Source organism: Thermodesulfatator autotrophicus (assembly GCF_001642325.1).
Classification (GTDB): Bacteria; Desulfobacterota; Thermodesulfobacteria; order Thermodesulfobacteriales; family Thermodesulfatatoraceae; genus Thermodesulfatator; species Thermodesulfatator autotrophicus.
Genome location: NZ_LSFI01000030.1, coordinates 1 through 24,688, shown reverse-complemented (window position 1 = coordinate 24,688; position 24,688 = coordinate 1). Strand labels below are relative to the sequence as shown.

The following is a 24,688-nucleotide window of genomic DNA, read 5'->3' as shown; positions in this document are numbered from 1 at the left end:
TGTCCCTTTTGCTTAGTGTTTAAAAACACGCTGGCCAGTGAAGACCATGGCTACTGGGGGGTCAGCCTCATTACAGGCCTCAATAGATTCCCAATCCCTCACGGAACCGCCTGGTTGAATAATGGCGGAAATACCTTCCTTTATGGCCACATCCACGGCGTCTCTAAATGGGAAAAAGGCGTCTGAGACCATCACCGAGCCAGGAAGCCCGGCACGTTTGGCCTTGGCTTCTTCGTCTATTTCTATTTTCTGGGCTTCAGGCCTTAACCCTTTTCTAATCTCAAGTTCAAGTTGTTTGTATGGAATACCATAGCGGTCATAGCAGAGTAAGTCAGCGTACTTAATATAGGCCTTGAAAATGGCAATTTCAGTCACTCCTACCCGGTCCTGTTCTCCAGTACCGATGGCTACAGTGCAAAGGTCTTTAACAAAAAGAACCGAGTTTGAAGTTACGCCAATTTCCACCGCCCAGCCAAAAATCATATCTTCAATCTCTCGCTGGGTAGGCTCTCTCTTGCAACGAATTTCAGAGCCATCAGGTTTTTTGGCCACCGCTGGTTTCAGGTCTTCAGGGCCCCTCACTTTGTTAACCTGAGATTGCTGAACAATTATTCCACCATCAATCAAGCTCTTAAATTCCACCACCCTTTTACCCCAGTATTCTTCAAGCTTGTCTATTCTTTTTATACGAATTATGCGAAGATTTTTTCGCTTTTTGAGGATTTCCACTGCCCCTTCTTCATATTCTGGAGCTGCTACCACTTCAAAGTATTCCCGGCTTATAGCTTCGGCACAGGCTTTATCCACCGGGCGATTTAAGGCAATGGCTCCACCAAAGGCAGCAATACGGTCAGCACGATAGGCCCTGGTAAAGGCCTCTTCAATGGTTTCTCCATGAGCAACTCCACAAGGATTATTGTGTTTAACAATAACGCAGGCAGGCTTTCTCGCCAGATAACGCAAAACATTGAGGGAATTATCCACGTCGGTAAGGTTGGTTTTGCTGGGGTGTTTACCAAACTGGAGCATATCTTCTTCAGAAAGGCTTGAGACCAGCCCTAATCCTGGCTCTATGTACTCACACTCTCCAAGAACAAGGTTTCCCCCTATTAATTCATATAAAGCTGCTTCCTGGTCGGGATTTTCTCCGTAACGCAAACCGCGTTCTTCAACAACTCCCGGCTCAACTTCTATCTTCCAGGTTCTTTTGCGGTACGTAAGCGTTTGGTCCCCAAAAGTTATTTTTATTTCGTCAGGAAAATGGTCAGAAACAATAGTGCGATACATTTTTTTAATGTCCTCGCTCACGGCACCCTCCTTATAAAAAATTTATTCGTTCTATTTAAGGCCTACCGCAAACTGAAGATTTTCTCAAATATTATTTAACAAAAAGAGGTCATCAACCGTCCATTTCTCTAAGATACACAGCGAAAACATGAAAATGTTTATGACCTCCCCTCTAACCCCTCCTATAAGGAGAAAAGTTCCCCTCCCCTTGTAGGGGAGGGTTAGGGAGGGATTATTTTCACAGGAATTTCTACTTTATCTTAAAGAAAAATGGTAGATGGGAGCTCAAAATGCTTGACAAAAACCACAGTCTTGCGAGCGGAGCAAAGCAATCTCTATCGCGAGGCAACACCGTGGCCATAGTAATCAGCCTAGTTTTTTGAATTTGTGTTGAAGAAAAATCACTTATGCAATAAATCCTGCCACCAGGAAGGGATAGCAAAAGAGGCTAAATGCACCTCAGGGTTATAAAATCTTCCCTGATAAGGCCTTTTGGGTTGGCGAGAAGAATCACTTTTACTACCCATAATAAAGGCTATTTCATCTCCATAGCACGGGACAGGCGCCCTAAGTATTTCTACCACGGGAAATGCCTTTTGGGCCCGGTAATAGGCCATAGGCAGGGTTTCAGGATAAAAACGGGGGATGCTGGCCTGTTGAATAAAACGGCCGGTTGGCTTTAAAATCCTTGCTACGTTTTTATAAAATTCTTCAGTATAAAGAACCACCGCCGGGCCAATTGGATCTGTACAATCAACTATTACCAGGTCATAACTCTCCGCAGGAGCTTCAGTCACAAACTTAGCTCCATCTGCAATGCGAAATTCTACCCTGGGGTCGCTATAATCTCCGGCTATTTCTCGTAAATATTTTTGGCAGGCCTTAAAAACTTCCTGGTCTATTTCCAGCTGGAGAATAGACTTAATTTCTGGAATTTTTTGTAATTCACGAATAACACCGCCGTCTCCCCCACCAATAACCAAGATATTTTCTGGGGGAAAGTCTAAAGAGGCCGCCGGGCAAAAGACGATGGTTTCGTGATAAATAAATTCGTCTTTTTCTGTAAACTGGGTTATCCCATCAAGGACGAGAAAGCGCCCCCAGAGCTGATTTTTATAAATCAGCAAGTGCTGATAAGGGGTACGCTTCTCGTAAATGGGGATAACGTTATACCCGTGCGAATAATGCGGTGTAATTTTTTCAAACCACCAGTAGCGAGTCAAGTTTCCTCCATTTCAACCAGTTGTCCACGTTTCATTTCAAGGGCGTGAATATAATGAGGCTTAAAAGCCTCTTTCAAACGTTCAAAAATTTCGTAAGCTTCTTCGTCACTTCCAGCAAAGATGTCAATAGCCGCATAACCATTTTCTGGCCAGGTGTGAATAAAGATGTGAGAGTCCCCTAAGGTAGCTTTGGCAGAAACACCATATGGAGAAAACTGGTAGCTGATCACCTCGCCGTGCTCATCGTGATAATCACCACTTACGCCGTAACGCAAAGCCTTTTCCACCACTTTGGCGTCAGCCAGTAAATTAAACGGAGACTGCCACATCTCCACCAAAAGATGAGTAGAGATAAAACCTGTTTGTGTGGCCTTTTGGGCCCCCTGGGCGGGAAACCTGTCAATCTGGCAAATGGTTTCTGGTGCCCGCATCATTCACCTCCCCCCAGGCCAAAGCCCGGTTTTATTAGTTTTCCATAATAAATTAAGGCCCCCAGTTTCCCAGGAGCCTTAATGGCTATTTTAAAACTAATGGTCGGGACGGGCGGATTTGAACCGCCGACCCCCTACACCCCAAGCAGGTGCGCTGCCAGGCTGCGCCACGTCCCGCTACGTCCCGATCCCGACAAATCTATAGCCATCTTAAGACATTTTGTCAACCTCATCTTTCATCGTCAGTGTCAGCGTCAGATATTAGGGACAGGCAAACTTTTAAGCCCTGTCAAAAATTGGCCGATGAAAATAGGGACAGGCAAATTTTCTTGCAAGGAGGTTTCATCATGCCGCGCATTCCAAGATTTTTTATGAATGACCCAAAGGCCGCCTATCACGTCATCTCCCGCACCGCTCTGCCTGGCCACGATGTCCTCGGCCCTGAAGAAAAAGACTACCTGCTCCACCTTATCCAATGGCTCTCTCAGGTCTATTTCGTTGAAGTCTATGGCTACGCTATTATGGGAAACCACTTCCATCTACTCTGCCGCATGCTCCCTGAAAACCAGTTCTCCGATGAAGAAGTAAAACGCCGTATCAGGCTTTACTACGGCCAGAAGCGCAAAATCTTCTTCTACGAAGAGCTAATCAAGAAGTGGCGGGCAAGGCTTGGTAACCTTTCCCGCTATATCCAAGACGTAAAACAGCGCTTCTCTCGCTGGTACAACAAGCGAGTTGAGAGGAAGGGCTACTTCTGGGCTGACAGGTTCAAGTCCGTAATCGTAGAAACCGGTGAGGCTTTGCTCAATTGCCTGGCTTACATAGAGCTAAACCCAGTGCGGGCAGGGATAGTGGAGAAACCAGAGAACTATCGCTGGTGCTCGCTGGGATATCGGTCAAGAGTAGGGACAGGCAAAAATTTTCTTTCGCTTAACCTGGGGCTTACCAGCTGGGAGAAGAAGACAGAGAAAGAGAGGCTTGAGCTATTGCGGAGGTTTGTTTACGAGAAAGGCGGGTTAGGTGAGCCAGAAAAAGGGACAGGCGAAATTTTTAGGCAACGAGTGAACTACTTTACGGAGAGTCTGGTCATAGGAGGAAGAAACTTTGTGGAAAAAGCAGCTATAAAAATAAAGGAATTCCAGGGAATAAAAAAGGAGAAAAAAGGCAAAAAAATAAAAAATTTAATGGAGATGGAAATAGTTTTTTTATAGCTTCGCTACTAACGCTACCAATATTCCTTATAAAAAGCTTTTAAAAAGGCATATTAGACTGCTTCAGCTGCGCCGAAACTGTATTATCTTTACAACCAAAGCAAACAATACTTAATTGGAATTTTTTGCCAAGAACTCTTCTAAACCTGTTTTAAAATTTTTGGGTCAAAAGAAAAGCTTCAATCTCTTGTCTTAATTTAAAGAGGGGAATTCCGTGTAAGCGTGCCAATCTTTTGAGGTCTTCAAATTCAACTTTAAATTTTGGGAAAGGCGCAAGGGATCTTTTGACTTTTACCCTCCCCCACGGAGTGTCCACTTCTTTAATTTCTCTCAAGCAGCTCAAACGTCTAACTTCCTTAATTCTCAATCCCAGAGTCCTGGTCTCAGCAAAAATTATCTCAACTAAATCTCTAGTTAATCCCGGCTCAGCAAGTATCCATAGTTTAAGTCCTGGACGGCCTTTTTTCATGTAAAACGGCACAAAACCCACATCTAAAGCCCCGGCTTGCAGAAGTTTTTCCGTCACATAAGCCAATTCTTCAGGAGACTGGTCATCTATATTAGTTTCTATTTCTACCAATGTCTCAGCTATAAGACCCTCAGGCTCTTTAGGCGTTCCTAAGAAAAGGCGGAGCATGTTTGGCCGGGATTTAAAAATAAAAGTTCCAGTACTAACCCCTACCTTTTCTAAAACCATAGAAGGCATTGGCCCGAAGCTTGAAACAAGAACCCTCAGCAAAGCTCCCCCAGTTGGAGTAACGGTTTCAGCATCTTCATAAATTCCTACAACAGGCAGACCTTTTAAAATATTCACCGTAGCTGGGGCTGGAACAGGAATTTTTCCGTGAGAAGTATTAATTATCCCCCGGCCCAGTGGAATTTCTGAGGCATATATTCTTTTAATTTGTAAATAATCAAGGCCAGCAAGTACTCCAAAAATATCAGCCAGGGTATCGTAGGCAGAAAGTTCATGGAGATGTATTTCCTCTAAAGATTTACCGTGGGCTTCAGCTTCAGCCTCAAAAATTATCTTGAGTATTTTTTTAGCCTGATTTTTTATAGGCCCGGAAAAATCTAGCTTTTCAACCAAACTTATAAGCTCTTCATATTTTTGAGGTAGAGCGCCTTTATCTTGAGCGTCTATTTTTATACGGGAGGCTTTAAGGCCGTTTACGCAAACAGTCTCTCTTTGCCATGTTATTTGGCCAGGCAGCCTGGCAAAAGTCTCCTCAAAAACCTCCTCTGGCACACCAGCTTCATACAAAACCGCGAGAAACATGTCTCCAGATATGCCACCTACCAAGTCAAGATAAGCTATGCGCATTTTTATCTAAGTATTCGTAAATTTCTTTTCGTTTCCAGTAAAAAAGGCCCAATAAAAGAAGACTTAAGCCCCCTATTATAGCTAGCATGGTCCAGTTCTTTTCGTAAAGAGAGGCCCCTTGCAAAGCCAGAGCCAGAGTTCCGGGAATCCTTCCCACAATCATTATGACAAGAAATACTTTGAAAGGAATGGGAAAAAGCCCAACAAAGTAATTAAGGTAATCTTTGGGAAAACCAGGAAACAAATAACAGATAAAAACGGCAAAAAGACCCCTTCGGCGCATAAATATTTCAAGACGCCTAAAATGCTCAGAACGAGAAAGCCGCCTGGCAAAAAAACGCCTAAAATGGCGAGCAAGAAAAAAAGCAAGGGAAGCCCCAATAGTAATGCCAATCATAGCGTAAATAAAACCCCAGAAGGCCCCAAAAAGATAGCCGGCAACAAAGCCTGTCACTTCTCCAGGAAGCGGAGCAACCACTACTTGTAAAGCTTGAAGAAAAACAAAGGCCAGCGGGCCATACGGACCATAACTTTCTACGATTTGTCTGATAACTTCTGGCCTTTGCCAGAAAATTTCTACGATTTTCTGCCAATCAAAGGTCATAAAGGAGATTTTAAGGCAGGTTCAAAAATAAAAAAGCCCCCTTTCGGGGGGCTTTTAATAGGAATGAGTTAATATTTTAGAGAATAGGTTTGCCGTTATAAGTTACACTTTTAAGAATTTTTTCCCCTTTATGTACTACAATTGGAGGCAACTTTCCGTAAAGAAGCTTTTCATTGTACTGCTGGGCATCGTGAATACACCACCAGAGAAGTTTAACCAATTCTTTAGCCCGGTCATAAGAACGGCCTTTGTAGTTCTGCTCCTGGTAAAGGATAATCCAGGTAAAAGAAGATATGGGATAGCCATTAGGAGCATCGGTATTGGTAAGAGAGCAGCGAGTGTCATCTGGAATGTCAATGTTTGCGGCGGCAGAAATAGCTTTCAAGGTTGGCTTTACAAAATTACCAGCCTTGTTACGCAAAGCCGCCACAGGAATGTTATTCTTTTTAGCATAGGCAACTTCAATATAGCCAATAGTTCCGGGAATCTGTTTAATGAGGCCAGCTACACCAGCATTGCCCTTACCACCCATTCCCACTGGCCAGCGGACAGATTTACCACGCCCAACCTTTTCGCACCACTCATTGCTTACTTTGCAAAGATAATCAGTAAAAATATAAGTGGTACCGGAAGAATCAGAGCGACGGGCTACAATGATAGGCATATTGGGTAGTTTAGCATCGTTCACACTTTGTATGGCCGGGTCATTCCATTTGGTAATTTTTCCGAGGAAAATGCCCACCAGGGCTTCAGGAGTAAGCTTAAGTTCAGTTACGCCAGGAATGTTAAAAGCCACGGCAACTGCCCCAAGAGTCATAGGAATGTGAAGGATTTTTCCGGGGGCCTTGGCCAAATCAGAATCCTTCATTGGAGCATCAGTAGCACCAAAATCTACTGTACGGGCCAGAAGCTGACGAATACCACCACCAGAACCAATAGCCTGATAATTAACTTTTATGCCTGTCTTCTTATAGTAAACATCAAACCACTTAGAATACAGGGGATAAGGGAAGGTAGCTCCTGCCCCAAGCAGGGTTAGCTTGGCCGCCTGAACCCCTGTAACACTAAAAAGAAATAACATCAAAACCATCAACCATTTATGCATAACGCTTCCTCCTCCATTTAAAAGTTTTGCTCTAAAATAGCGCCTTCCTTTGACAAAAGCTCTTCCAAATTGTTACAAATTTTTGACTTAATTTGAATTGTTTTCTTTAAAGACCGGGCAGGTCAGACCGGGTTTCCAGTTTTTCATCACCGGATCTGAAAAATCTTTATGACAGGGAAGACATAAGCCCACTCGTAAAATCCGCTTTATCTCTTCTGGAGTAAAAGCCCTTAAATCCTTACGGGAAAAATTAACAAACACCTTTCCGTTCAGATCCGTTACCGCTGAAAGGGGAAAATCAAGCCCCAGCAGGTCGCTCTTCTCTCGCTCAGCACTTTCAAAGTGCCACTGGCCATGGCCAAGATAAGTTAATGAACCATAACCTAGTCCCACAGTTTTGGCCGAGGTATGACAATCTTCACAGGTACGAGCCTTGCCCGTAGAGTGAGGATCCATAAATGACCAGGTAATTCTTTTAAATTCTTTTTCAAGCTCTCCGTCACGGGAAAGCACGCTAACAAAATCCTGTCATCCCGGGACGATAATAACCACTTCGTCACCTTTGACGCCCAGAGTCGGTTCCTCAAGGCGCATATAAGAACGAAATTCTTCCCAGGCACCGGGAGTTTCCCGGTTAGTAAGCTTATCGAGTTGCTTCTCACGGGGATCATAGCGCACATGACACCCGAAACACTGAGGCACTCGTGGAGAATGGCAAGCCTGACAGCTAAGCCTTTTATGTACCGTGTGTTCACATTTTATCGGGTCAGGTGGTTTAAGCTCGTGTTTTTTCCCGGTAAAAATTCCCTCTAAAATCCACTTTCCCCCTTCTTTTTTGACCCGAGGAATTTTACGGCCTTTACGCGTAATTCCTTTACCTCCATGGCAAGAACGGCAGGTTATCTCTACGCTTTCTTCAAAGTGATTGTAAGCCTTTCCATCTCCCATAGTTTCTTCGGATATATGGCAATCCACACATACAAGTCCTGCCTTATAATGAACATCCGCTGGAATACGCCGCACAAAACGGCCGTCAATTAATGTCTCCGCCCCAAAGTCACCCTCAAGATAAGGCGTGCCATAACCTTCGTCTTCATAAAGGCCTTGATAAGTAAGACCTATGCGGCCACTTCGGTTGTGACACCTTACACAGTTTTCCAGAGGAATCTTGCGGGTAAGTACAGGGTGTTTGGCCTCTTTAGGCCCCTTTACCAGATGGCAGGCCACACATCCGCCACCTTTTTCTGCCAGAAAATCTGGAAGTTTTCCCTTTTCCATCCACAGATGACAGGAGCCGCAAAGCTTGCGATAGTAATCAAGGGCAAGGGAGTTTTTTCCAGTTTTTAAAAGATATTCCACGCTATCTTCTGGTCTATTTTTGGCATCTTCAGGGATTTCTCCCCAATAGCGGAGAAGCACGTTTATAATGCCCCTGTTAGTGGCCATAAGGGACTTCTTGACCTTGCCGGGCATTTGGGGATGACATTCAGGACGCCCGCAGGTCTTTTCTACCACCCGCAGATCTCCTGGATTTTTTATCATTCCCGCGTGAGCCAAATCTTTTTCCATGCGCAAGGGATTACCTAAATGGCAGGGAGAGCATCCTACCACTTCCCGAGCATGAACTTTTTCAGGGGCCTCATCGTGACAGGCAAGGCACATTTCTACCCGGCCTGAGGTGGTAGTAAACACCTGAGGTGCCCTCTTCCGCTTCAATTCTTTAAATAGCATAAAAGCCAAAAGAATAACGCCTAAAAAGACCAAAAGTTTCTTCATCGGCTAAAACCCACCAAGGATAGAAAAAAATAAAAAACGTGCCAGGCAACGAGAATAATACCCGCAAGTTTAGAGTACTTTTTATAGGCCCAAAGGGCTGCCACCGGGATAGACGGAAAAACTACCCCTGCCCAAAAAGGTGGCAAATGCCTTAGAAGCTCCTGGATACCCACAAAAAACCAGGGGCCAAGCACAGAGAGGTCCGGCTCAAATGGCCTCAAAAGTGGAGGATAAAACACGGTTAAAATCATCGCTACTAAAGCTACATAAACCAGATCCCAGATTTTTAATCTTTTAAGATTAAAATGCCAGCCGCAAAGCCCTATAAACAAAAGAAAAGAAATACAAAAGTGAGCCGCATAAACCCGATGAACACCTTCTTTGGATACAGCCATCAAAAGATGATTCAAAAAATTACCGATTAACGGCACTTCAAGCAAAAGACTTTCGGCAATATGGCCTGCCGAAGAACCTATCTCGTCATTGCGCACTACATAGCCAGAAAAAAGGGCAAACACTGTAAGCGGAAAAGTGGCCACCAAAAGAGACCAGGAAAACCAGCTCTTTCTTTCAAAACTTCGGGCCCTAAGACTATAAACGATGTGAAGCAGTAAAAACAAAAAAGCAAGCTGGCCGGTATAAAAGTGTAACCCCCTGACAAAATCACCAAAGGGTAATACTCCTTCTATGCCTACGGTTGAAATAAGGGGCATCTCTACCCTGAAGGGAAAGGCCAGAAAAACTCCGCTTATCAGAGCTAGCAGAAAAGAATTAGCCGCAGCCCAGGCTATAAAAGAGTTAACCCGGGAGTTCAACGATGAACCCCCCTTCTTTGGGCATAATAGTCAAGACATCAAGGTCCTTTTTAGCCGGGCCAGCTATGTAACGGCCGGTTTTAGTGAAACGGCTTTGATGACAGGGACAGATAAAAATTCCTTGCCTGGGGTCAAAATTTACCCGGCACCCCAAATGAGGACAGCGACGAGAAAGGGCAAGCCAGCTTTTATGCTTTTTTACCAGGAAGAAATCTTCAGCTACGTAAAAGTCTTTGTTTTTGATTTCTTCTTTCTTAATAAAAATCTTTTTAGGTGGCCTGGGGAAAGTATGAAAGGCCATATAAAAACCTGTAGCGGCAAGACCTCCCAGAAACAACTTGGCTCCAACAGCTAAAAAATCCCGACGAGAGTTTTTCTTCATCTATGAAGTCTTCTCCAGTAAAGTTACACTTTCCAGGTGAAAAGTCTGGGGAAACATGTCAAAGGCCCTGATAGAAATAATACGAAACCCGAACTTTTGTAAAATTTTAAGGTCTCGAGCCAGAGTTGGCGGGTCACAGGAAATATAAACCAATTTTTCTAAAACTACGTCAGGTAAAAAGCGAAGAATCTCTTTGCAGCCCCCTCTTGGAGGGTCAAGAAGAACCAGGGGGAAAAACCTTGCTTCTTTCAAATAGTTAATCAGAGCCTCTATGGCTGAAGAAACTTCAAAGCGAACCTCAGGAAGATCCCACAAATCAGCATTTTCTCGGGCGTCAGAAATGGCCCGGTGGTCTGTATCAACCCCTTCTCCACAGGTGGTCCTTCGGGCCAGTGGAAGCAAAAAATTCCCTATACCGCTATGGACGTCTAAAATCTCTTTGCCAGGCTCAAGAGGTAAAATCTCTTTGAGATAAGCCATGATACTGAGATTTATATCCCAATTGGCCTGAACAAAGACACCCGGAGAGGCCCATAAAAAGATGTCTTCTGCGGTATCAGCTATATCCTTAGGAATAGGCATACGCCTGCGGCCCTGATCTTCAGCATTTTCGGGGAAAGGGCCTACTGGATTCCTCCCTTTAATCCAGTAATAGATGGCCTTGAGCACTGGTAGCTCCTTGAAAATTTCGGCCAGGTCTTCCTGGCGGGGAGCAAGCTGACTCCAAAAAAGTAGAACTACTTTTCTTTCCGCCAGAGAAAGGGCAAGATTGACGCGTTTTACGTAAGGATGTATCCGCTTCCAGGCCGGGATATCCGGCAGTTTTTCTATTACCTGATTAATCTCAGGAGCGGCCAGGGCACATTCTCTTACCGGCACCAAATCATGAGAACGGCGTTTCAAAAAACCAAGGGCCCCTGTTTCTTGATGCACATGAAATTGCAAACGATTGCGGTAAAAAAATTCATTTGGCGAAGGGACAATCCCTGAGACTAATTCTTTAGCGGAAAGTCTTCCCGTACGCTCAAGGGTTTCACAAAAAATAGAAAGCTTTTCTTCAAGCTGCCGTTCATAGGGAAGATGCTGTAGTTGACACCCCCCGCAGGAAGAAAAATAAGGGCAAACTGGCTTCCTGCGCCGGGAATCAGGCTCAAGAATCTCTAGCGGCCTGGCCAGCGCATAATCTCCCAGCTTTTGCGTAATCTGAATGCGCACCTTTTCTCCAGGAATAACATCAGAGACAAAAACAATTTGGCCGTCAGAAAGCCGGGCCAGCCCTTCTCCACCGTGAATAAGTTTTTCAATAACCACTACGGCTTCAGCTTTCATGGTCAAAAGCCGCAGCAATAGGGCCGCGCGGTGTATCTATAATCCAGAACCCCTGCTTAACCAGTTCCTCGCGCAGACGGTCAGCCTCTTCAAAAAGCCCCTTCTTCCGTGCTTCTTCCCGGTGTTTGAGAATTTTTTTGACCTCTGGGGACTCAGCTATCCTGGCCGGACGAATAATAGCCAAAACCTGATTAACCTTTTCCAGGGCCTCTTTCACCTTCAACGTGTCTTCTTCGTCAAGGCCTTCCCGGCTAAGCACGGGTTCAAGACGGTTGGTAAACTCAAAAAGTGCCCCCAGGGCTTTGGAAATATTCAAGTCATCGTCAAGAGACTCTTCAAAACGTTCTAAAAAGTTCTCCACTGTCTGGACCACGGGAAAGTCAGTCTGACCACTTGGCTCTCGCGCCAAAAACACCATAAAAAGGTCAAGGCCTTTTAAGGCCTTAGCTGCTTCATCAAGGGCTTTGTAGGAAAAGTCAAGGGGTTTGCGGTAATGAGTGCGCAAAAGGAAATAGCGAATCTCTCGTCCAGAATATCCTTTAGCCAGAAGCTCAGGGATGGTAACGGCGTTTCCCACTGAAAAAGACATCTTTTTACCTTTGCGAGAGACAAGGGCCGAATGCAACCAGAAGCGCGCCGGAATTTTTCCGGTAAGGGCATAGGCTATGGCTATTTCGTCTTCGTGGTGAGGGAAAATAAGATCTGTCCCACTGGTGTGAATATCAAACTCCTCGCCAAGGTATTTAAGAGACATGGCCGCACACTGGATATGCCAGCCAGGCCGCACCTTGCCCCACTCTGTTTCTACATAAAGCCCTTCTTTCAACTCCTGGAGTGAAGCGCGCTTAAAAAGCGTGAAATCTAAGGGGTCGTCTTTTTCGTATTCTTCAAGGTCAACCGTGGCACCTGTCTTAAGTTTAGACAGGTCAGCCTTTGAAAGAAGGCCATAATCTTTGAGTTTGGAGACATCAAAATAAACCGAGCCGTGCCGTACGTAAGCAAAGCCTTTGTCTAGGAGGCGTCTGGTAAGGGCAATCATGTCTTCAATATGCTCACTGGCACGGGGATAAAGACTTGCCTTAGAAATACTTAGAACTTCAAGGTCTTCAAAAAACTCCTGGCTTACCTGCTGAGTAAGCTCTTTCAGAGGTATTCCTTTTTCAAAAGAGGCCTTAATGGTTTTGTCGTCAAAATCCGTAAGATTAACCACGTGGGTGACTTTATAACCCTTGTATTCCAGATAGCGCTTCAAAAGGTCAGCGGTAATCATGCGCCGGTAAAGCCCAAGATGAGGCCTTCTATGAACCGTTGGGCCGCAGGTATAAATACCCACCTGGCCTTCCCGCAGGGGCTTAAAGGCTTCTGTTTTTCTGGAGAGGGTATTGGTAAAAAACGGTCCCTGTTTGGGCAGGTCTTCAAAGTCCCAAAGCGGGGTTGAAAGGTAGCGTTCGCCACCGTCAGGGAAAATAACTACAATAACACCCTCATCCAGGCGCTTGGCCAATTCAAGGGCTCCGTAAAGGGCCGCCCCTGAACTCATGCCCACAAATATGCCTTCTTCCCTGGCCAGGCGGCGAGTAAGCTCAAAGGCCTCTTCGTCGGGGGCGTTTATGATTTCTGCCAGAAGTTTTTTATCAAAAATACCAGGTGGATAAGATTCCTTCATGTTTTTTAGCCCCTGCAACCGATGCCCGGGAAGCGGCTCTACCCCCACTACCTTTACCGGAAGTTCTTTATCAATAAAAAAACGCGCCATGCCCATGAGGGTGCCAGTGGTGCCCATGCCTGCCACCACATGGGTGACTTTACCTTCGGTGTCCCGCCATATTTCAGGAGCCGTGCCATAGTAATGGGCCTGCCAGTTAGCAGGGTTATTAAATTGATCAGTCAGGTAATATTTGTCAGGGTATTTGCGGGCCAGTTCATAGACAGCCTCTATGGCTCCGTCTGTTCCCTTTTCCGCAGAGGTAAGTAAAATCTCCGCGCCAAAGGCCCGCATAATCTTGCGGCGCTCAACTGAAGCCGCCTCACTCATGGCTATAAGACAACGATAACCCTTAACCGCTGAAACCAGAGCAAGGCCAATGCCAGTGTTTCCACTTGAGGCCTCAATGATGACCTTTTCGCGGGTAAGTTTGCCGGATTCTTCAGCCGCCTCTATCATGGAAAGGGCTATGCGGTCTTTTACTGAACCCCCAGGATTTGCGGCTTCAATTTTTCCGTAAATCTGGACTCTGGGATTAGACCTGAGCCTCCTGATGGGGACTAAAGGTGTGTTGCCAATGCGGTCTAAGATATTTCCATATTTTTTTCTAATCATAATTAGTCTTTATAAGCTAAAAATGAAGGCTAGCCAAGTTAATCTTCGTTACTAAGGCCGTATTTAGCCAGTTTATAACGTAAAACCCGCTCTGATATTCCCAATAGTTCGGCAGCGCGAGTCTTTACCCCTTGCGCCTCTTCCATGGCCTGTCTGATGCGGTCTTTTTCAAGCAGGGCCACTGCTTCTGGTAAAGGCAAGGAATAGAAAAGATCTGCTTTTTTCTGGCCCGTCTGAGGTTTCATTGAAAAAGGGAATCCCTCAGGAGTAACCATCTCATCATCTTCAGCCAGAATAACTGCCCGCTCAATTAAGTTTTCAAGCTCGCGCACATTTCCTGGAAAATGATGAGAAAGTAAAATATCAAGAGCTTCTCGGCTAAACCCTTTAAGCTTCTTCTGGTGTTTTCTGGAAAACTTCTCAAGAAAATACTGAGCCAATGGCAAAATATCTTCCCGTCTCTCTCTCAGAGGCGGAAGTCTGATAGTAAAGACATTGATACGCCAGAAAAGGTCTTCGCGAAACCTGCCCTCTTCCACTAAGGCTTCAAGGTCTTTATTGGTAGCGGTGATGATTCTTACGTTTACTTTTATTTCTTTAGTGGCCCCTATTCTCCTGATTACCCCTTCCTGAAGCACCCTCAATAATTTAACCTGTAAAGGAAGGGGCATATCACCAATTTCATCAAGGAAAAGGCTACCACCGTCAGCCATTTCAAAAAGGCCGGGCTTGGTCTTGTCTGCTCCGGTGAAGGCCCCTTTTTCATGGCCAAAAAGCTCTGACTCCAGTAGCCCTTCAGGTATAGCCGCACAGTTCACTTTAATAAATGGAGCCTTTTGCCGGGGGCTTAAGCGATGGATAAGATTGGCAATAACTTCTTTGCCTGTCCCTGATTCGCCCAAAATAAGGACTGTAGCGTCAGTTGAGGCCACTTTGGCCACCAGACGTAGAGTTTCTTTCATCTTAGGGCTTTCAGCGATAATATCTGGCACATCAGGAGGCGAAAGCTCTTTCACCTGAGCCCTTAATTTCTCCACCTCGCGAACCAGGCGAAGTTCTTTTAAGGCCTTTTCTATGATGAGAATAAGCTCTTCAAGATTTACCGGTTTGGTAAGGTAGTGATAAGCTCCACTTTTTATGGCTTCTACCGCCCGTTCCACCGTGGCAAAAGCTGTAAGCATTATTACCTGGGTAAGGGGTTGTTTTTGTTTTAGCCAGCGCAGAAGAGCAAGACCGTCTTCATCTGGTAACTTCCAGTCAAGAATAGCCAGGTCAAAGGTATTTTCATTGAGAAGATTTTTGGCTTCGGCCGCACTAAAGGCACAGGAGACCTCAAAACCTTTGTGGCGCAAGTAATCTCCAAGTATTTTGGCCTGAGGTTGGTCGTCTTCAACTATAAGAATTTTATTCATGGGTTTTAGGAAAACAGATTTTAAAAATAGTTCCTTCTCCTTGTTTAGAAGTAAAAGATACCCGGCCATCGTGGGCTTCGGCAACTTTACGCACCAAATAAAGCCCTAAGCCAAAACCGCTATCTTTGGTAGTGAAAAAGGGCTCAAACAGTTTGTCTTGAACCGCCAGCGGGACACCCTCTCCGCTATCTTGCACATAAAAGCATACTTCCTTGTCTAAAACCTCATAGCCCAGTTTCACCGTTCCTCCAGCAGGAGTGGCCTCCATGGCGTTGCGTAAAAGATTTTCAAGTGCCCTGAGGCACCATCTTTTGTCCACCCAGATACTGGCCGAAGGCCCTTTTTCTACTATAAAAATTAGCCCGAGACGTTCTATCTTTTCCCTGAATTTTTCTTCTAGTTCTTTAACTACCTCCAAAACATCTATTTGCTGAGGCTTTATTTCAAATCCCCGGGTATAAGAAAAAAGTTCACCCGTAAGCTCGGTAAGTTTTTGGGCCTCACCTTTTATCATCTCCATAATTTCAGGAGAAAGCTTTTTAGTTTCACTCATGTAGTGAAGGCCCATAACAATGCTATTTAAAGGATTTCTTATCTCATGAGCCACCATGGCTGACATTTTACCCATAGCCGCCAGTTTTTCCGAAGCCAAAAGCTTTTCTTCAAGCTCTTTCTGGCGCCGGGAAAATTTTTCCAGATAAAAAAGACCTGAGGCCAGAAGGACTGTCCCTGCTATTAAAATACAGGCACTCAAAAAGATAAAGTTAGCAAAGGCTTTATGGGCAAAACTTATGTCAAGGCCTAAAAGAAGAAAAAACTCCCGGTCAGGTAAGGCCTCAAATTTTTGACAAACATACCTGACATTTTTTCTATTAAAGCCCTGGTAACAATTGTTAAAAATCGTTTGTGGTAAAGATATGTTTTCTGGAAAGGTATTTAAAAGGATTTTTCCCTTCTCTTTTACCAGAACACCGACAAGCTGTGGTTGGCCCTGAAGTTCGTCAGTAAGCCAGGCCAGGTCTTTCAAATAATCGGGAACTTCTGGTAATAAAGCGATAGTTTCAACATAAGCCGTAAGACGAGCTTCAAGAAAATTCAAGGTACTTCTGGCTTCTCTGGCTATACTTTTGTCTAAAAAGTAGCGGAAATAAACCACCTCTGTAACCGTAGCCAGTATTAACACCCCTAGAGTTAAAAAAAAGATAGTTTTGTAACCCGAAAGTTTTGGCAACATTATCTATGTGTGCTCCAAAGAGGCTGGCTACATTCACTCCGGATACGAAAAACTCCAAATTCCTTACTTGAAATTACGATAAAAAAAAATAAAAGCCCCTTTTGAATGGCCACAATCTTCTCGTGTTCTCCGACTTTCAAATAAAAATCTTGCTTTTTCCAGAACCAATAAGGCCCAAGACGTACATGATAAAAGTTGCCCTGAGAATCCCGTATCAAAGCAATAGGATGCTTAATCACCACTACCTTGCCAGTAACAACAATTTGCGAAACCCTCAAGAGATCTTGAGCGAAAGCAGAACGACATATAAGGGACAAAAAAATATAACTATCGCTAACGAATACATCATACTTCTCTAAGTATAACATAATAACATATTTTATACCAATAAGCCCTTTCTTTACCGCCCCAAAAAGCACCCTTACCAGAGGCAATTAGAGCTTTTAAGCCCGGGGGGAAGCTGGTTTACTACGATATCACCACCTTTACTTTGAGAGCAAAGTAGAGGATGAGCTCAGGACTTTTGGGTACAGCAAAGACAGGAAGAACAATGTACTGCAGGTGGTATTGGGGGGTTGTGCTTAACGAAAAATGGTTACCAATAACCTATGATGTTTATTCTGGTGGAACCTCTGAGTCTCTTTCTCCTGACAAGCTTCCAAAAGACACCTTTGATAAAAGGAATACCCCTCGCGTGTACATCTCTCTTTATATTTTTAAGCTACCAGAAAAAGCGCCCTTTTATTAATGGGAGCATTTTTACATTACAGAGCATTATCGCGAGGCGACGTAGTCGCTTCGCTCACAATGACAATCCAAAAATTGTCAAGAGAAATATTTAATTGGCTATGTTATCTGTTTCTCAGACGGCTTCGCTAGGTTGGTTTCTTGCAGTGACAGCTTGGGTTATCACGGCGAACGGAGCCCTCTCTTTGTCATGATCTTTTTTACTCATCAACCTCGTCACTATATGAAAATTTCAGTTATTGCTTCTTCAAAATTAAAGGAGTACCTTCGTGAAAAAATACATAAACCTTAGCTTATGGAATGGAAAAGAATAAACCGCAGATTTGAACGTCATCCAGCCCGAACAGTTATTTATTCTTTTGCTCTGGCTGACTTTATAGGGGCCCTTCTTTTATGGTTACCTATTTCCCATTCTAAGGAATTATCTTTCATTGATGCTCTTTTTACTTCTACATCAGCTATTTGTGTTACTGGCCTCACCGTGGCAAACACGGCTCTGGACTTCACAAAAGCTGGTCAGTTCATCATCCTTGTTCTTATGCAACTGGGGGGCCTGGGAGTAATGACTTTTTCCGTTTTTATTGCTTTAGGAATTAAACAGTCTTTAAGTTTTTCAAGCAGGCTATCCCTTCAGGAAAGCTTTCTCCCTCATTTTACCCCTGAACCCAGAAGACTCCTTTTAACTATATTCGTTTATACCTTTACTGCTGAAGCTTTAATTGCCCTGGGGCTTTTACTATGCTTTTTAGGCCAGGGACTTAAAATAAAAAACGCCTTTTTTCAAGCTGTATTTCACGCGGTATCAGCCTTTTGTAATGCCGGTTTTTCCACTTTTAAAGACGGCCTGATTGATTTTCAAAAAAATTACCTGGTGTTAATGCTCATTACACTGGCAATATTTTTAGGTAATGTAGGGTTTCCTATCGTGTATGAACTTTTAAGTTTACTAAAAGAAAAACGACGCAGGCTATCTCTCCATTTTAGGCTTACAGTTTACACTCATATAGTTTTGATAGTGTTTGGGGCTTTGGCCTTTTTATTATTTGAAAAAAATGGAGTTTTAGCTAACTTCTCCTGGCCTTTGAAGATAGTAACAGCTGTTTTTCACAGCGTTAGTGCCCGTACTGCTGGTTTCAACTCTATAAACATAGCTTTATTTTCAGAACATAGTATCTACGTTTTTTTAATCTTGATGGTTATTGGAGCATGTCCAGGCTCTACGGGAGGTGGTATAAAAACCACCACTTTGGCGGTATTGAGTTGTACTGTTTGGAGCCGCCTAAGAGGCTTTCCACAAGCTGTAGTTTTTAAAAGGGCCATTCCTGTTGACCAGGTTGGCAAAGCCATAACCCTTGTCTTTATTTACCTTTTAGCCATCATGGTCTTTCACTTTTTTCTGACTTTTACCGAACCGAACGTGCCATTTTACAAATCAAAACACGAATTTTTAGGCGCACTTTTTGAAGTAGTCTCTGCTCTTGGCACCGTAGGTTTGAGCACCGGGGTTACCTCCCAGTTAAATCTGTGGGGGAAAATCTGTATCATTATGGCTATGTTTATAGGAAGGGTGGGGCTCCTTTCTTTGATTTCTTTTCTGTCAGAAGTGGGACATGAACCACGACCTTATAAATATCCAAAAGAAAGGGTAATGGTAGGCTAAATGAAAAGAAAAGTCATTGTAATCGGACTTGGAAAATTTGGTTCCAATTTGGCCAAAACTTTAGCTGCCGAGGGCGTTGAAGTCCTGGGCATTGATAAGAACGAAAAACTGGTTGAAGATATAAGTCCAGATATCTCAGAAGCCCTTGTAGCTGATGCTACTCGCAAAGAAGTTCTTAAAAGTATAGGCGTAGAAGAAGCAGACCAGGTAGTGGTAGCCATGAGTAATCTTTCTGCCAGCGTATTAATAGTACTTTATCTTAGAGAATTAAAGGCTAGGTTTATTTTGGCCAAAGCTAACGACGAAGACCATGCTCGCATTCTGAGGCTTTTAGGAGCCGACCGCGTGGTAATCCCTGAACAGGACGCAGCTTTAAGAGAAGCTAGGACTTTGATTACTCCCAACATGGTGGACTTTCTACCACTCTTACCGGATTTTTTAATTGCAAAACTAGATGCCCCTGATGAATTTATTGGGCACAGTTTAAAAGAGCTTGACCTACGCCGCCGTTATCACGTATACATCCTGGCCATTCGCAAAAAACATTCTACTAAACTTATCGTTCTACCCCCGGCTGAACACATAATTGAAAAAGACGAGGAATTATTTGTGTTGGGGAAAAAGGAATACCTCAGCAAGCTTTTGGCCCAGAGCGAATAGAAGCGGGGGCAGGCCCCGCTTCAGTTATTCTAAAACTTTTACCTCATAAGTAGTATGGACCTTTTTAGGGGTAGGTTTTAAGTCAACTTCCAGGTAGGCCTTATAGATAAAGTTAAGCCTTGGCCCGTGCTGGGCTGGAGCAAGCAAAATGTCTCGCCCCTGGGTAAGGACGATACGACCATCACATAAATGCCCGAAGAAATAGCTTCTCTTCTCAGGGTGTTTGGCGGCTTCTGACGCATCTATCCCGTAAAGCTGGTGGTCAGGAAAGGTAAGGAGCCAGCAGTGATAACCCTTTATCACACCTCCTTTGGGAGGAACAGGCAGTCCCATCTGAAAAAGGGCCGGGATTCCCTCTGCCCTGGCCAGCCCCATAAAAAGGCTGTGAAAATCCGTACAGTTTCCACGGCGATTGTTGCACGCCCAGATAGCATCCCCTCTTCCCCAACCAGTGCCAGTTTTCTGATACTTCATATTGGTTACCACATAGTCATAAATAGCCTTTAATTTGGCCAGGTCGTCTTTTTTATCTCCTGCAATCTGCTTAGCCATGCTCTTAAAGGTGTCCACTGGAACCAGTTGGTCTGGCAGAAGTAAGCGAAGGGGGATATCTTTTTCCCATGGTCTTGGGGAAACTTCTTCGCGTCTCACCTTAGCCACAATTTGAACCTCGGCCCCCTCAGGTAAAGCTCCTTCCCAGGTCAGGTGTAAGAACCGGTTACCATACTCACTTTCAGTAGTTACATCGTAATTTTTGGGAGCCTTGACCTCTATAGATTCTACTTTTTGAAATTCATCCTCAAGGGGTAAAGGAACCCAGAGTTCAACCAGCTTGGCCTCAGAAATAGGTTCCACTTTGACCTGGGTCTTGAGCAAATAAACCTTAGTGGCCCAGGCCCATGAAGAAAAAAACAGCATAAAAACCATGGCCAAAAACAAACTTAACTTTTTCCTCATAACAAACCTCCTCGTATGTAATTTTATGATTTGACGGGAGTTAAAGACACCCTGGTGCTACTAAAATCAGGAATACCTCCCAGGGGGTCTAGCAGCGGCAAATGGAATAGAGCTTCGTCAAGACGGCTAAAAATGTTAGGATTAAAGCCTCTTCGGCGACTGGAATCTGCTTTTACTATGTCATTTTCAGCAACTCGCCGACCACCAAGTAAAACTTTTTCTGCCTGCGAGATGATTAGAGAAGAGGCTCCGTGCTGGGTATGGCCGTAATGAAAAGGATAAGCAACAATACCCGGCCTGACCCGTGAAGAACATTTCACACGGACCAAAACTCCTTCTGGATAAGAACGAGAAGAAATCTTAACCAAAGAACCATCTTTCAAACCAAAGGCCTTGGCGTCTTCAGGGTTGAGTAAAAGAAGTGGTTCCCCTTCATAGGCCAGGGCCTGGCGATAACAAATAGTGCGAGACTGGGTGTGAAGGGCTGTCTTGTGGCTTATAAGAAAGAAAGGATAAGCCGCATCTATCTCTGATATTTTCTGGCCCAAAGCGTTACAGGGAACTTCAAAACGCGTGGTGCCCCAGAAGTTTTCACCAGTCAAAGAATTTTTACTACAGGCCATCTTCTCGTTCCATATACACACCAAAGGAATGCCTTTTTTAAGATTACCCTTGGAGTCAAAGGCCTTTTCAGGTGGCAAAAAGACACCTCCTCTGGCTAAAACCGTACAGACCTGGGCCCATTCTTTATTAGAAAGGATATGCTTATAGGCAGCTACCGGGTAGTTGGCCTCAATAAAAGCTCTTTCCTCAGAAGGAGCCTCCTTCACTTTGGCATTTAAAGCCAGATTGGCAATGCCTCTGAGATAATAGTCTTCAGCCCTTTCCAGAGGCAGAAGACCTTGCGGGCCTTTGATGGCTTTGGGACCAAAACCTGGTAAGTTCAAATGCTTAGCAAGGTCTATCAAAAAGGTCTCCAGACAATAAGGCCTTCCATCAGGAGTTTTCTCAGTCCTGGGGGATAAAACTGGTGTACGCACGGCGGTAAACTTCTGGGCCGGAGCATGAGGATTCAAAAAACCGTACTGTCCTTCAAGATAAGTAATATCAGGCACGATATAATCGGCATAAATGTTAGTTTCATTTACGGTAATATCTACTGAAACATGTAAAGGCACCTTGTTATGGTCCTTTAAGGTCTCTGCAAAACGCTTCCCACCAGGAGTGGTATAAACAGGGTTATAAAAATAAGTGAAAAGAACTTTTATGGGATAAGGATACGCCTGGTCTATCCCAGCCAGAGCCGAAACCGAAAGCCCACCTTTGGTAAAGGGAAACCAGGGAAGCTTTGAGGGATAACCTTTGCGCTTAAATTCGCTGGTTTTTTCATAAGCGGCCTTTTCTCTAGAAATTTTAATACCCCTGGGTTTATAAGCTCCTGGAAAGCTCTTCAGGTTATAGCAACCCGTTTCCCATTTAGCCGCTCCTCCTCCAGAACAAAGATAACCTCCCACACGGTTAACATTGCCGACCATGGCGTTAAGAAGGGCTATGGCATAGCTGGCATAAGCTCCGCCTACATAGTTTCCACCTCCGTGATAAGCAAAGGCCGCACTGTAGGGAGCATTTTCGGCAAACTCCCTGGCCAGCCGTTCTATGGTTTTTTGAGGCACTCCACTTTCTCGGGCGTAAAAGGCCATGTCATGGGCAAAAACACTTTCTTCTAAAAGCTTAAAAGCTGTTTTAAGCCTAAAGCCCTGATAAGTTCCCTCCCAGAAAAGAGTAGCCCGACTTACCTCTGAGGCTGGTTTTATCTTTCCTTTTTTATCTACAACTAAATGCTCTTCAGGTTGTCCGGAAAAGCCTTTAAGGTCTTTTACTCTTAGGAAACGCCCAGCTTCTGGGCCTTCAGTAATTACTAAATGGGTAGCATTAGTAAATACATTCCGGCCTTCATTTTTAGCCGCTTTAAGATTAGCCAATGAAAGGAAAGAACTGTCAAAAAGTTTCTCCTTAAGAAGCACGTAAAGCAAACCCAAAGCCAGAGCTCCGTCTTTACCCGGCTTAATAGGAACCCACTCAGAGGCCGCAGCGGTGGCTTCATGGGCCCGTGGATCAATAATTACAAATTTTAGTTTGCCCTCAGCCGCACGCCTGGCAAACACACTTCCCGCTGTAGTTGGCCCTGGTTGGAGAGCAGCATACAAATTGGCTCCAAAGACCAGGGCGTATCGTGTGTTCCAGAGGTCAGCTTTGAATTCTACCTGTTTACCATCAGAAAAGGCAAAGTTACCCATTCTAAAGCCCAGGCCACAAATGTCCGTATGCCCAATGTAGTTAACAGAACCAAAAGCCTTATTGACAAAGCGCTTTATAAAGTGTTTGCGCCCCCCCTGAGAACGCCCGGTTATCCAGACCAGTTGATTACGTTTTGGCCCAATCTCTGGAGCAGACGGGTCAATGGGTTCGTCTGAAAGCAGTTCTTTTAATCCGGGATAATGCTGGCCGTCTCCCAGATGGACAAAAAGTTTCCCACCCTCGCTTATCTCGTGAATAAGCTGACTCCAGGAAATGGGCTTAAATTTGCCAGAACCACGTGGACCGTTTCTTTTAAGAGGAACTTTTAAACGATAAGGATTATTCAAGTAATCGTGATCAAACAGTGGCTTAGCACAAATACCTGCTGTTTCTTTAAGGGCCTCTTTAAGGGGAGTTTTATAAGAGATGGGTTCTCCAGTACGGTTATAAGGATGATAGGGATTCCCTTCCACTTTTACGATATTTTCATCGCGCACCCAAACCCTTAAGCCACACCTGGCATTACAGGCCAAACAAACCGTTGTCACCAGACGTTCCCCTGCTTTGAGATTAGCCCCATCAACTTTTTGCCAGGGATAAACTTTGGGAAAAGCTGTTACTTCTGCGTACTGATACTTCTTTAGTTCCTCAGCCAGCTCCGAATTGTATTTTAAAAGAATAGCCAAAGGCCCCTCAGGAGCATATAAATTCCCAAAGACCAGGGCCCCTGAAGGACAAACCGCCACACAACGGGGAAGCTCTTTCTGAGATATTAGATGAAAGCACATATCACACTTGTAAGCCTTTTCTCTAAAGACTTTTATAGCGCTGTAAGGACAGGTATTCTCACAAGCTCCATCACCTACACAAAGGGTCTTATCCACCAGAACGATGCCTGACTTGTCACGCCTGATAGCTCCCTCAGGACAAGCCTCAAGGCAAGGGGCTTCCTGGCACTGCCTGCATATTTCTTGTTTGAAAGAAATTTTGACCTGAGGATATTCCCCTTCTTCTTTAATAAGGACTTGCATAAAAGTTTCTTCTGGAGCCAGCTGATGGACCATCTGACATGAAGCCATGCAGGCCCTACATCTTATACAGCGCTTGGAATCCCATATAAGAACCGGTTTAAAAAGAACCTTCCCAAAGGTATCTTTTATCTCTAGCGAAGGACCAACTAAACACAAAAACCCTGCCATTTTTATAAAAGTGCGCCTTTTCATCCGGCCTCCTCATATTTTTTTACACTGAGAATGCCTTTTATATCGCTAAGACTGATAAATCAAATTGATTTTTCCTATTAAAATTCGGCGGATTATAGGAATTTTCAATCAGCCTTCATGGCTCAAGAAGACACAAAGTAAAACCCTAAGTCCCGGATTTGCCGAATATAAAAATCTGTGGGAGGATAAGGCATGGACAAAACAAAAAGATTTTCTAACGAGGTAAAGGAACGGGCGGTTCACTTTTTGCCTCATTTAAACCTTGAATCCCTTGATTGCCACTAATTTTTCCCACCAATTTTGCCTTCGTTGTAGATTAGGTGTAGGGACGACCTGAAGGTCGCTTATTATAAGAAAACCATATCCTCCTCCACTCCTATCTCCAGGTCTTTCTTCCTCCTTAGCCGATTTAGCCTCTTTAGGCTCAAAATTCCTTTTATCTTTTCTGCTGCTCTTTTTACAAACCCCTTGCTCCCTATCGCCAAACTCTCGGTAAAATACCTCACCCTTTGCCGATAAACTTCGCCTGTCCCTTTTTCTGCTTTTTCTGGCTCACCAAGCCCACCCTTCCCGTATACAAACCTCCGCAATAGCTCAAGTCTTTCTTCCTCCGTCTTCTTCTCCCACCTGCTAAGCCCTAAATTAAGCGAAAGAAAATCTTTGCCTGTCCCTACTCTTGACCGATATCCC

The 24,688-nt window shown here is 44.4% G+C and carries 21 protein-coding genes, 1 tRNA gene and 1 pseudogene; 4 read left to right on the top strand and 19 right to left on the bottom strand.

All coding sequences use genetic code 11. The features are described from left to right. Positions 1-12: 12 nt before the first annotated feature. The 4 genes from TH606_RS07030 to TH606_RS07015 form a co-directional block, all read right to left on the bottom strand. Complete coding sequence (locus TH606_RS07030) at positions 13-1,308, bottom strand: IMP cyclohydrolase (protein WP_197460523.1); 1,296 nt, start codon at positions 1,306-1,308, stop codon at positions 13-15. 380 nt (positions 1,309-1,688) lie between these two features. Beyond that, complete coding sequence (gene speE / locus TH606_RS07025) at positions 1,689-2,510, bottom strand: polyamine aminopropyltransferase (protein WP_068542356.1); 822 nt, start codon at positions 2,508-2,510, stop codon at positions 1,689-1,691. Further along, on the bottom strand, positions 2,507-2,944 hold the full coding sequence (speD, locus tag TH606_RS07020; RefSeq protein WP_082863557.1) for an adenosylmethionine decarboxylase: 438 nt from the start codon (positions 2,942-2,944) through the stop codon (positions 2,507-2,509). Before speD ends, speE begins: the two co-directional genes overlap by 4 nt. Before the next feature lie 97 nt (positions 2,945-3,041). Beyond that, positions 3,042-3,118: transfer RNA gene (locus TH606_RS07015), tRNA-Pro, on the bottom strand. Between the two features lie 170 nt (positions 3,119-3,288). Between TH606_RS07015 and TH606_RS07010 the strand changes: the two genes are divergently transcribed. Beyond that, the gene (locus tag TH606_RS07010) at positions 3,289-4,152 is read left to right on the top strand and encodes a transposase (RefSeq protein WP_068542351.1); all 864 of its coding nucleotides are present in this window, start codon (positions 3,289-3,291) and stop codon (positions 4,150-4,152) included. Positions 4,153-4,303: 151 nt separating this feature from the next. On the opposite strand, the gene larC is transcribed toward TH606_RS07010, so the two are convergent. The 12 genes from larC to TH606_RS06950 all read right to left on the bottom strand — a co-directional run bounded on the left by larC (position 4,304) and on the right by TH606_RS06950 (position 16,887). Continuing rightward, entirely contained in the window at positions 4,304-5,476 is a 1,173-nt protein-coding gene (larC, locus tag TH606_RS07005) for a nickel pincer cofactor biosynthesis protein LarC (protein ID WP_068542350.1), read from the bottom strand. After that, positions 5,457-6,080, bottom strand: a complete 624-nt coding sequence (locus TH606_RS07000; RefSeq protein ID WP_068542348.1) for a TVP38/TMEM64 family protein — start codon at positions 6,078-6,080, stop codon at positions 5,457-5,459. The genes larC and TH606_RS07000 overlap by 20 nt, the downstream gene beginning before the upstream one ends. Before the next feature lie 76 nt (positions 6,081-6,156). Further along, complete coding sequence (pstS, locus tag TH606_RS06995) at positions 6,157-7,185, bottom strand: phosphate ABC transporter substrate-binding protein PstS (RefSeq protein ID WP_068542346.1); 1,029 nt, start codon at positions 7,183-7,185, stop codon at positions 6,157-6,159. An 87-nt stretch (positions 7,186-7,272) separates the two neighbouring features. Next, positions 7,273-7,698, bottom strand: a complete 426-nt coding sequence (locus tag TH606_RS06990; RefSeq protein WP_068542345.1) for a hypothetical protein — start codon at positions 7,696-7,698, stop codon at positions 7,273-7,275. A gap of 15 nt (positions 7,699-7,713) precedes the next feature. Then, complete coding sequence (locus TH606_RS06985) at positions 7,714-8,961, bottom strand: hypothetical protein (protein WP_068542343.1); 1,248 nt, start codon at positions 8,959-8,961, stop codon at positions 7,714-7,716. Next, entirely contained in the window at positions 8,958-9,776 is an 819-nt protein-coding gene (locus tag TH606_RS06980; protein WP_068542341.1) for a cytochrome b N-terminal domain-containing protein, read from the bottom strand. The genes TH606_RS06985 and TH606_RS06980 overlap by 4 nt, the downstream gene beginning before the upstream one ends. Beyond that, entirely contained in the window at positions 9,760-10,158 is a 399-nt protein-coding gene (locus TH606_RS06975; RefSeq protein ID WP_068542339.1) for a QcrA and Rieske domain-containing protein, read from the bottom strand. The genes TH606_RS06980 and TH606_RS06975 overlap by 17 nt, the downstream gene beginning before the upstream one ends. Beyond that, on the bottom strand, positions 10,159-11,487 hold the full coding sequence (gene rlmD, locus TH606_RS06970; RefSeq protein ID WP_157627885.1) for a 23S rRNA (uracil(1939)-C(5))-methyltransferase RlmD: 1,329 nt from the start codon (positions 11,485-11,487) through the stop codon (positions 10,159-10,161). Next, positions 11,477-13,807 carry a cysteine--tRNA ligase gene (gene cysS / locus TH606_RS06965; protein ID WP_068542335.1) on the bottom strand — a complete coding sequence of 777 codons (2,331 nt, stop codon included), beginning with the start codon at positions 13,805-13,807 and terminating at the stop codon, positions 11,477-11,479. Before cysS ends, rlmD begins: the two co-directional genes overlap by 11 nt. Positions 13,808-13,845: 38 nt before the next feature. Then, positions 13,846-15,288, bottom strand: coding sequence for a sigma-54-dependent transcriptional regulator (locus tag TH606_RS06960; protein ID WP_231887754.1), 1,443 nt, complete (start codon positions 15,286-15,288; stop codon positions 13,846-13,848). Then, the gene (locus tag TH606_RS06955; protein ID WP_068542331.1) at positions 15,212-16,453 is read right to left on the bottom strand and encodes a sensor histidine kinase; all 1,242 of its coding nucleotides are present in this window, start codon (positions 16,451-16,453) and stop codon (positions 15,212-15,214) included. Before TH606_RS06955 ends, TH606_RS06960 begins: the two co-directional genes overlap by 77 nt. Then, complete coding sequence (locus TH606_RS06950) at positions 16,453-16,887, bottom strand: hypothetical protein (RefSeq protein WP_068542328.1); 435 nt, start codon at positions 16,885-16,887, stop codon at positions 16,453-16,455. The genes TH606_RS06955 and TH606_RS06950 overlap by 1 nt, the downstream gene beginning before the upstream one ends. Positions 16,888-17,030: 143 nt before the next feature. Here TH606_RS06950 and TH606_RS06945 point away from each other — a divergent pair, with 143 nt between their 5' ends. The 3 genes from TH606_RS06945 (at position 17,031) to TH606_RS06935 (ending at position 19,520) form a co-directional block, all read left to right on the top strand. Continuing rightward, a complete protein-coding gene (locus TH606_RS06945; protein ID WP_157627884.1) occupies positions 17,031-17,201 on the top strand; it encodes a hypothetical protein in 171 nt (56 codons plus the stop codon). 294 nt (positions 17,202-17,495) lie between these two features. Further along, positions 17,496-18,860, top strand: coding sequence for a TrkH family potassium uptake protein (locus TH606_RS06940; protein ID WP_068542324.1), 1,365 nt, complete (start codon positions 17,496-17,498; stop codon positions 18,858-18,860). Further along, complete coding sequence (locus TH606_RS06935) at positions 18,861-19,520, top strand: potassium channel family protein (RefSeq protein WP_068542322.1); 660 nt, start codon at positions 18,861-18,863, stop codon at positions 19,518-19,520. Between the two features lie 24 nt (positions 19,521-19,544). Here TH606_RS06935 and TH606_RS06930 read toward each other — a convergent pair whose 3' ends face one another. The 3 genes and pseudogenes from TH606_RS06930 to TH606_RS11695 all read right to left on the bottom strand — a co-directional run. Beyond that, entirely contained in the window at positions 19,545-20,477 is a 933-nt protein-coding gene (locus tag TH606_RS06930; protein WP_068542320.1) for a transglutaminase-like domain-containing protein, read from the bottom strand. 23 nt (positions 20,478-20,500) lie between these two features. Further along, positions 20,501-23,998: a molybdopterin-dependent oxidoreductase gene (locus TH606_RS06925; RefSeq protein ID WP_068542317.1), complete on the bottom strand. Its 3,498-nt coding sequence runs from the start codon at positions 23,996-23,998 to the stop codon at positions 20,501-20,503. A 347-nt stretch (positions 23,999-24,345) separates the two neighbouring features. After that, a pseudogene (locus TH606_RS11695) lies at positions 24,346-24,688 on the bottom strand (hypothetical protein); the annotation flags it as partial.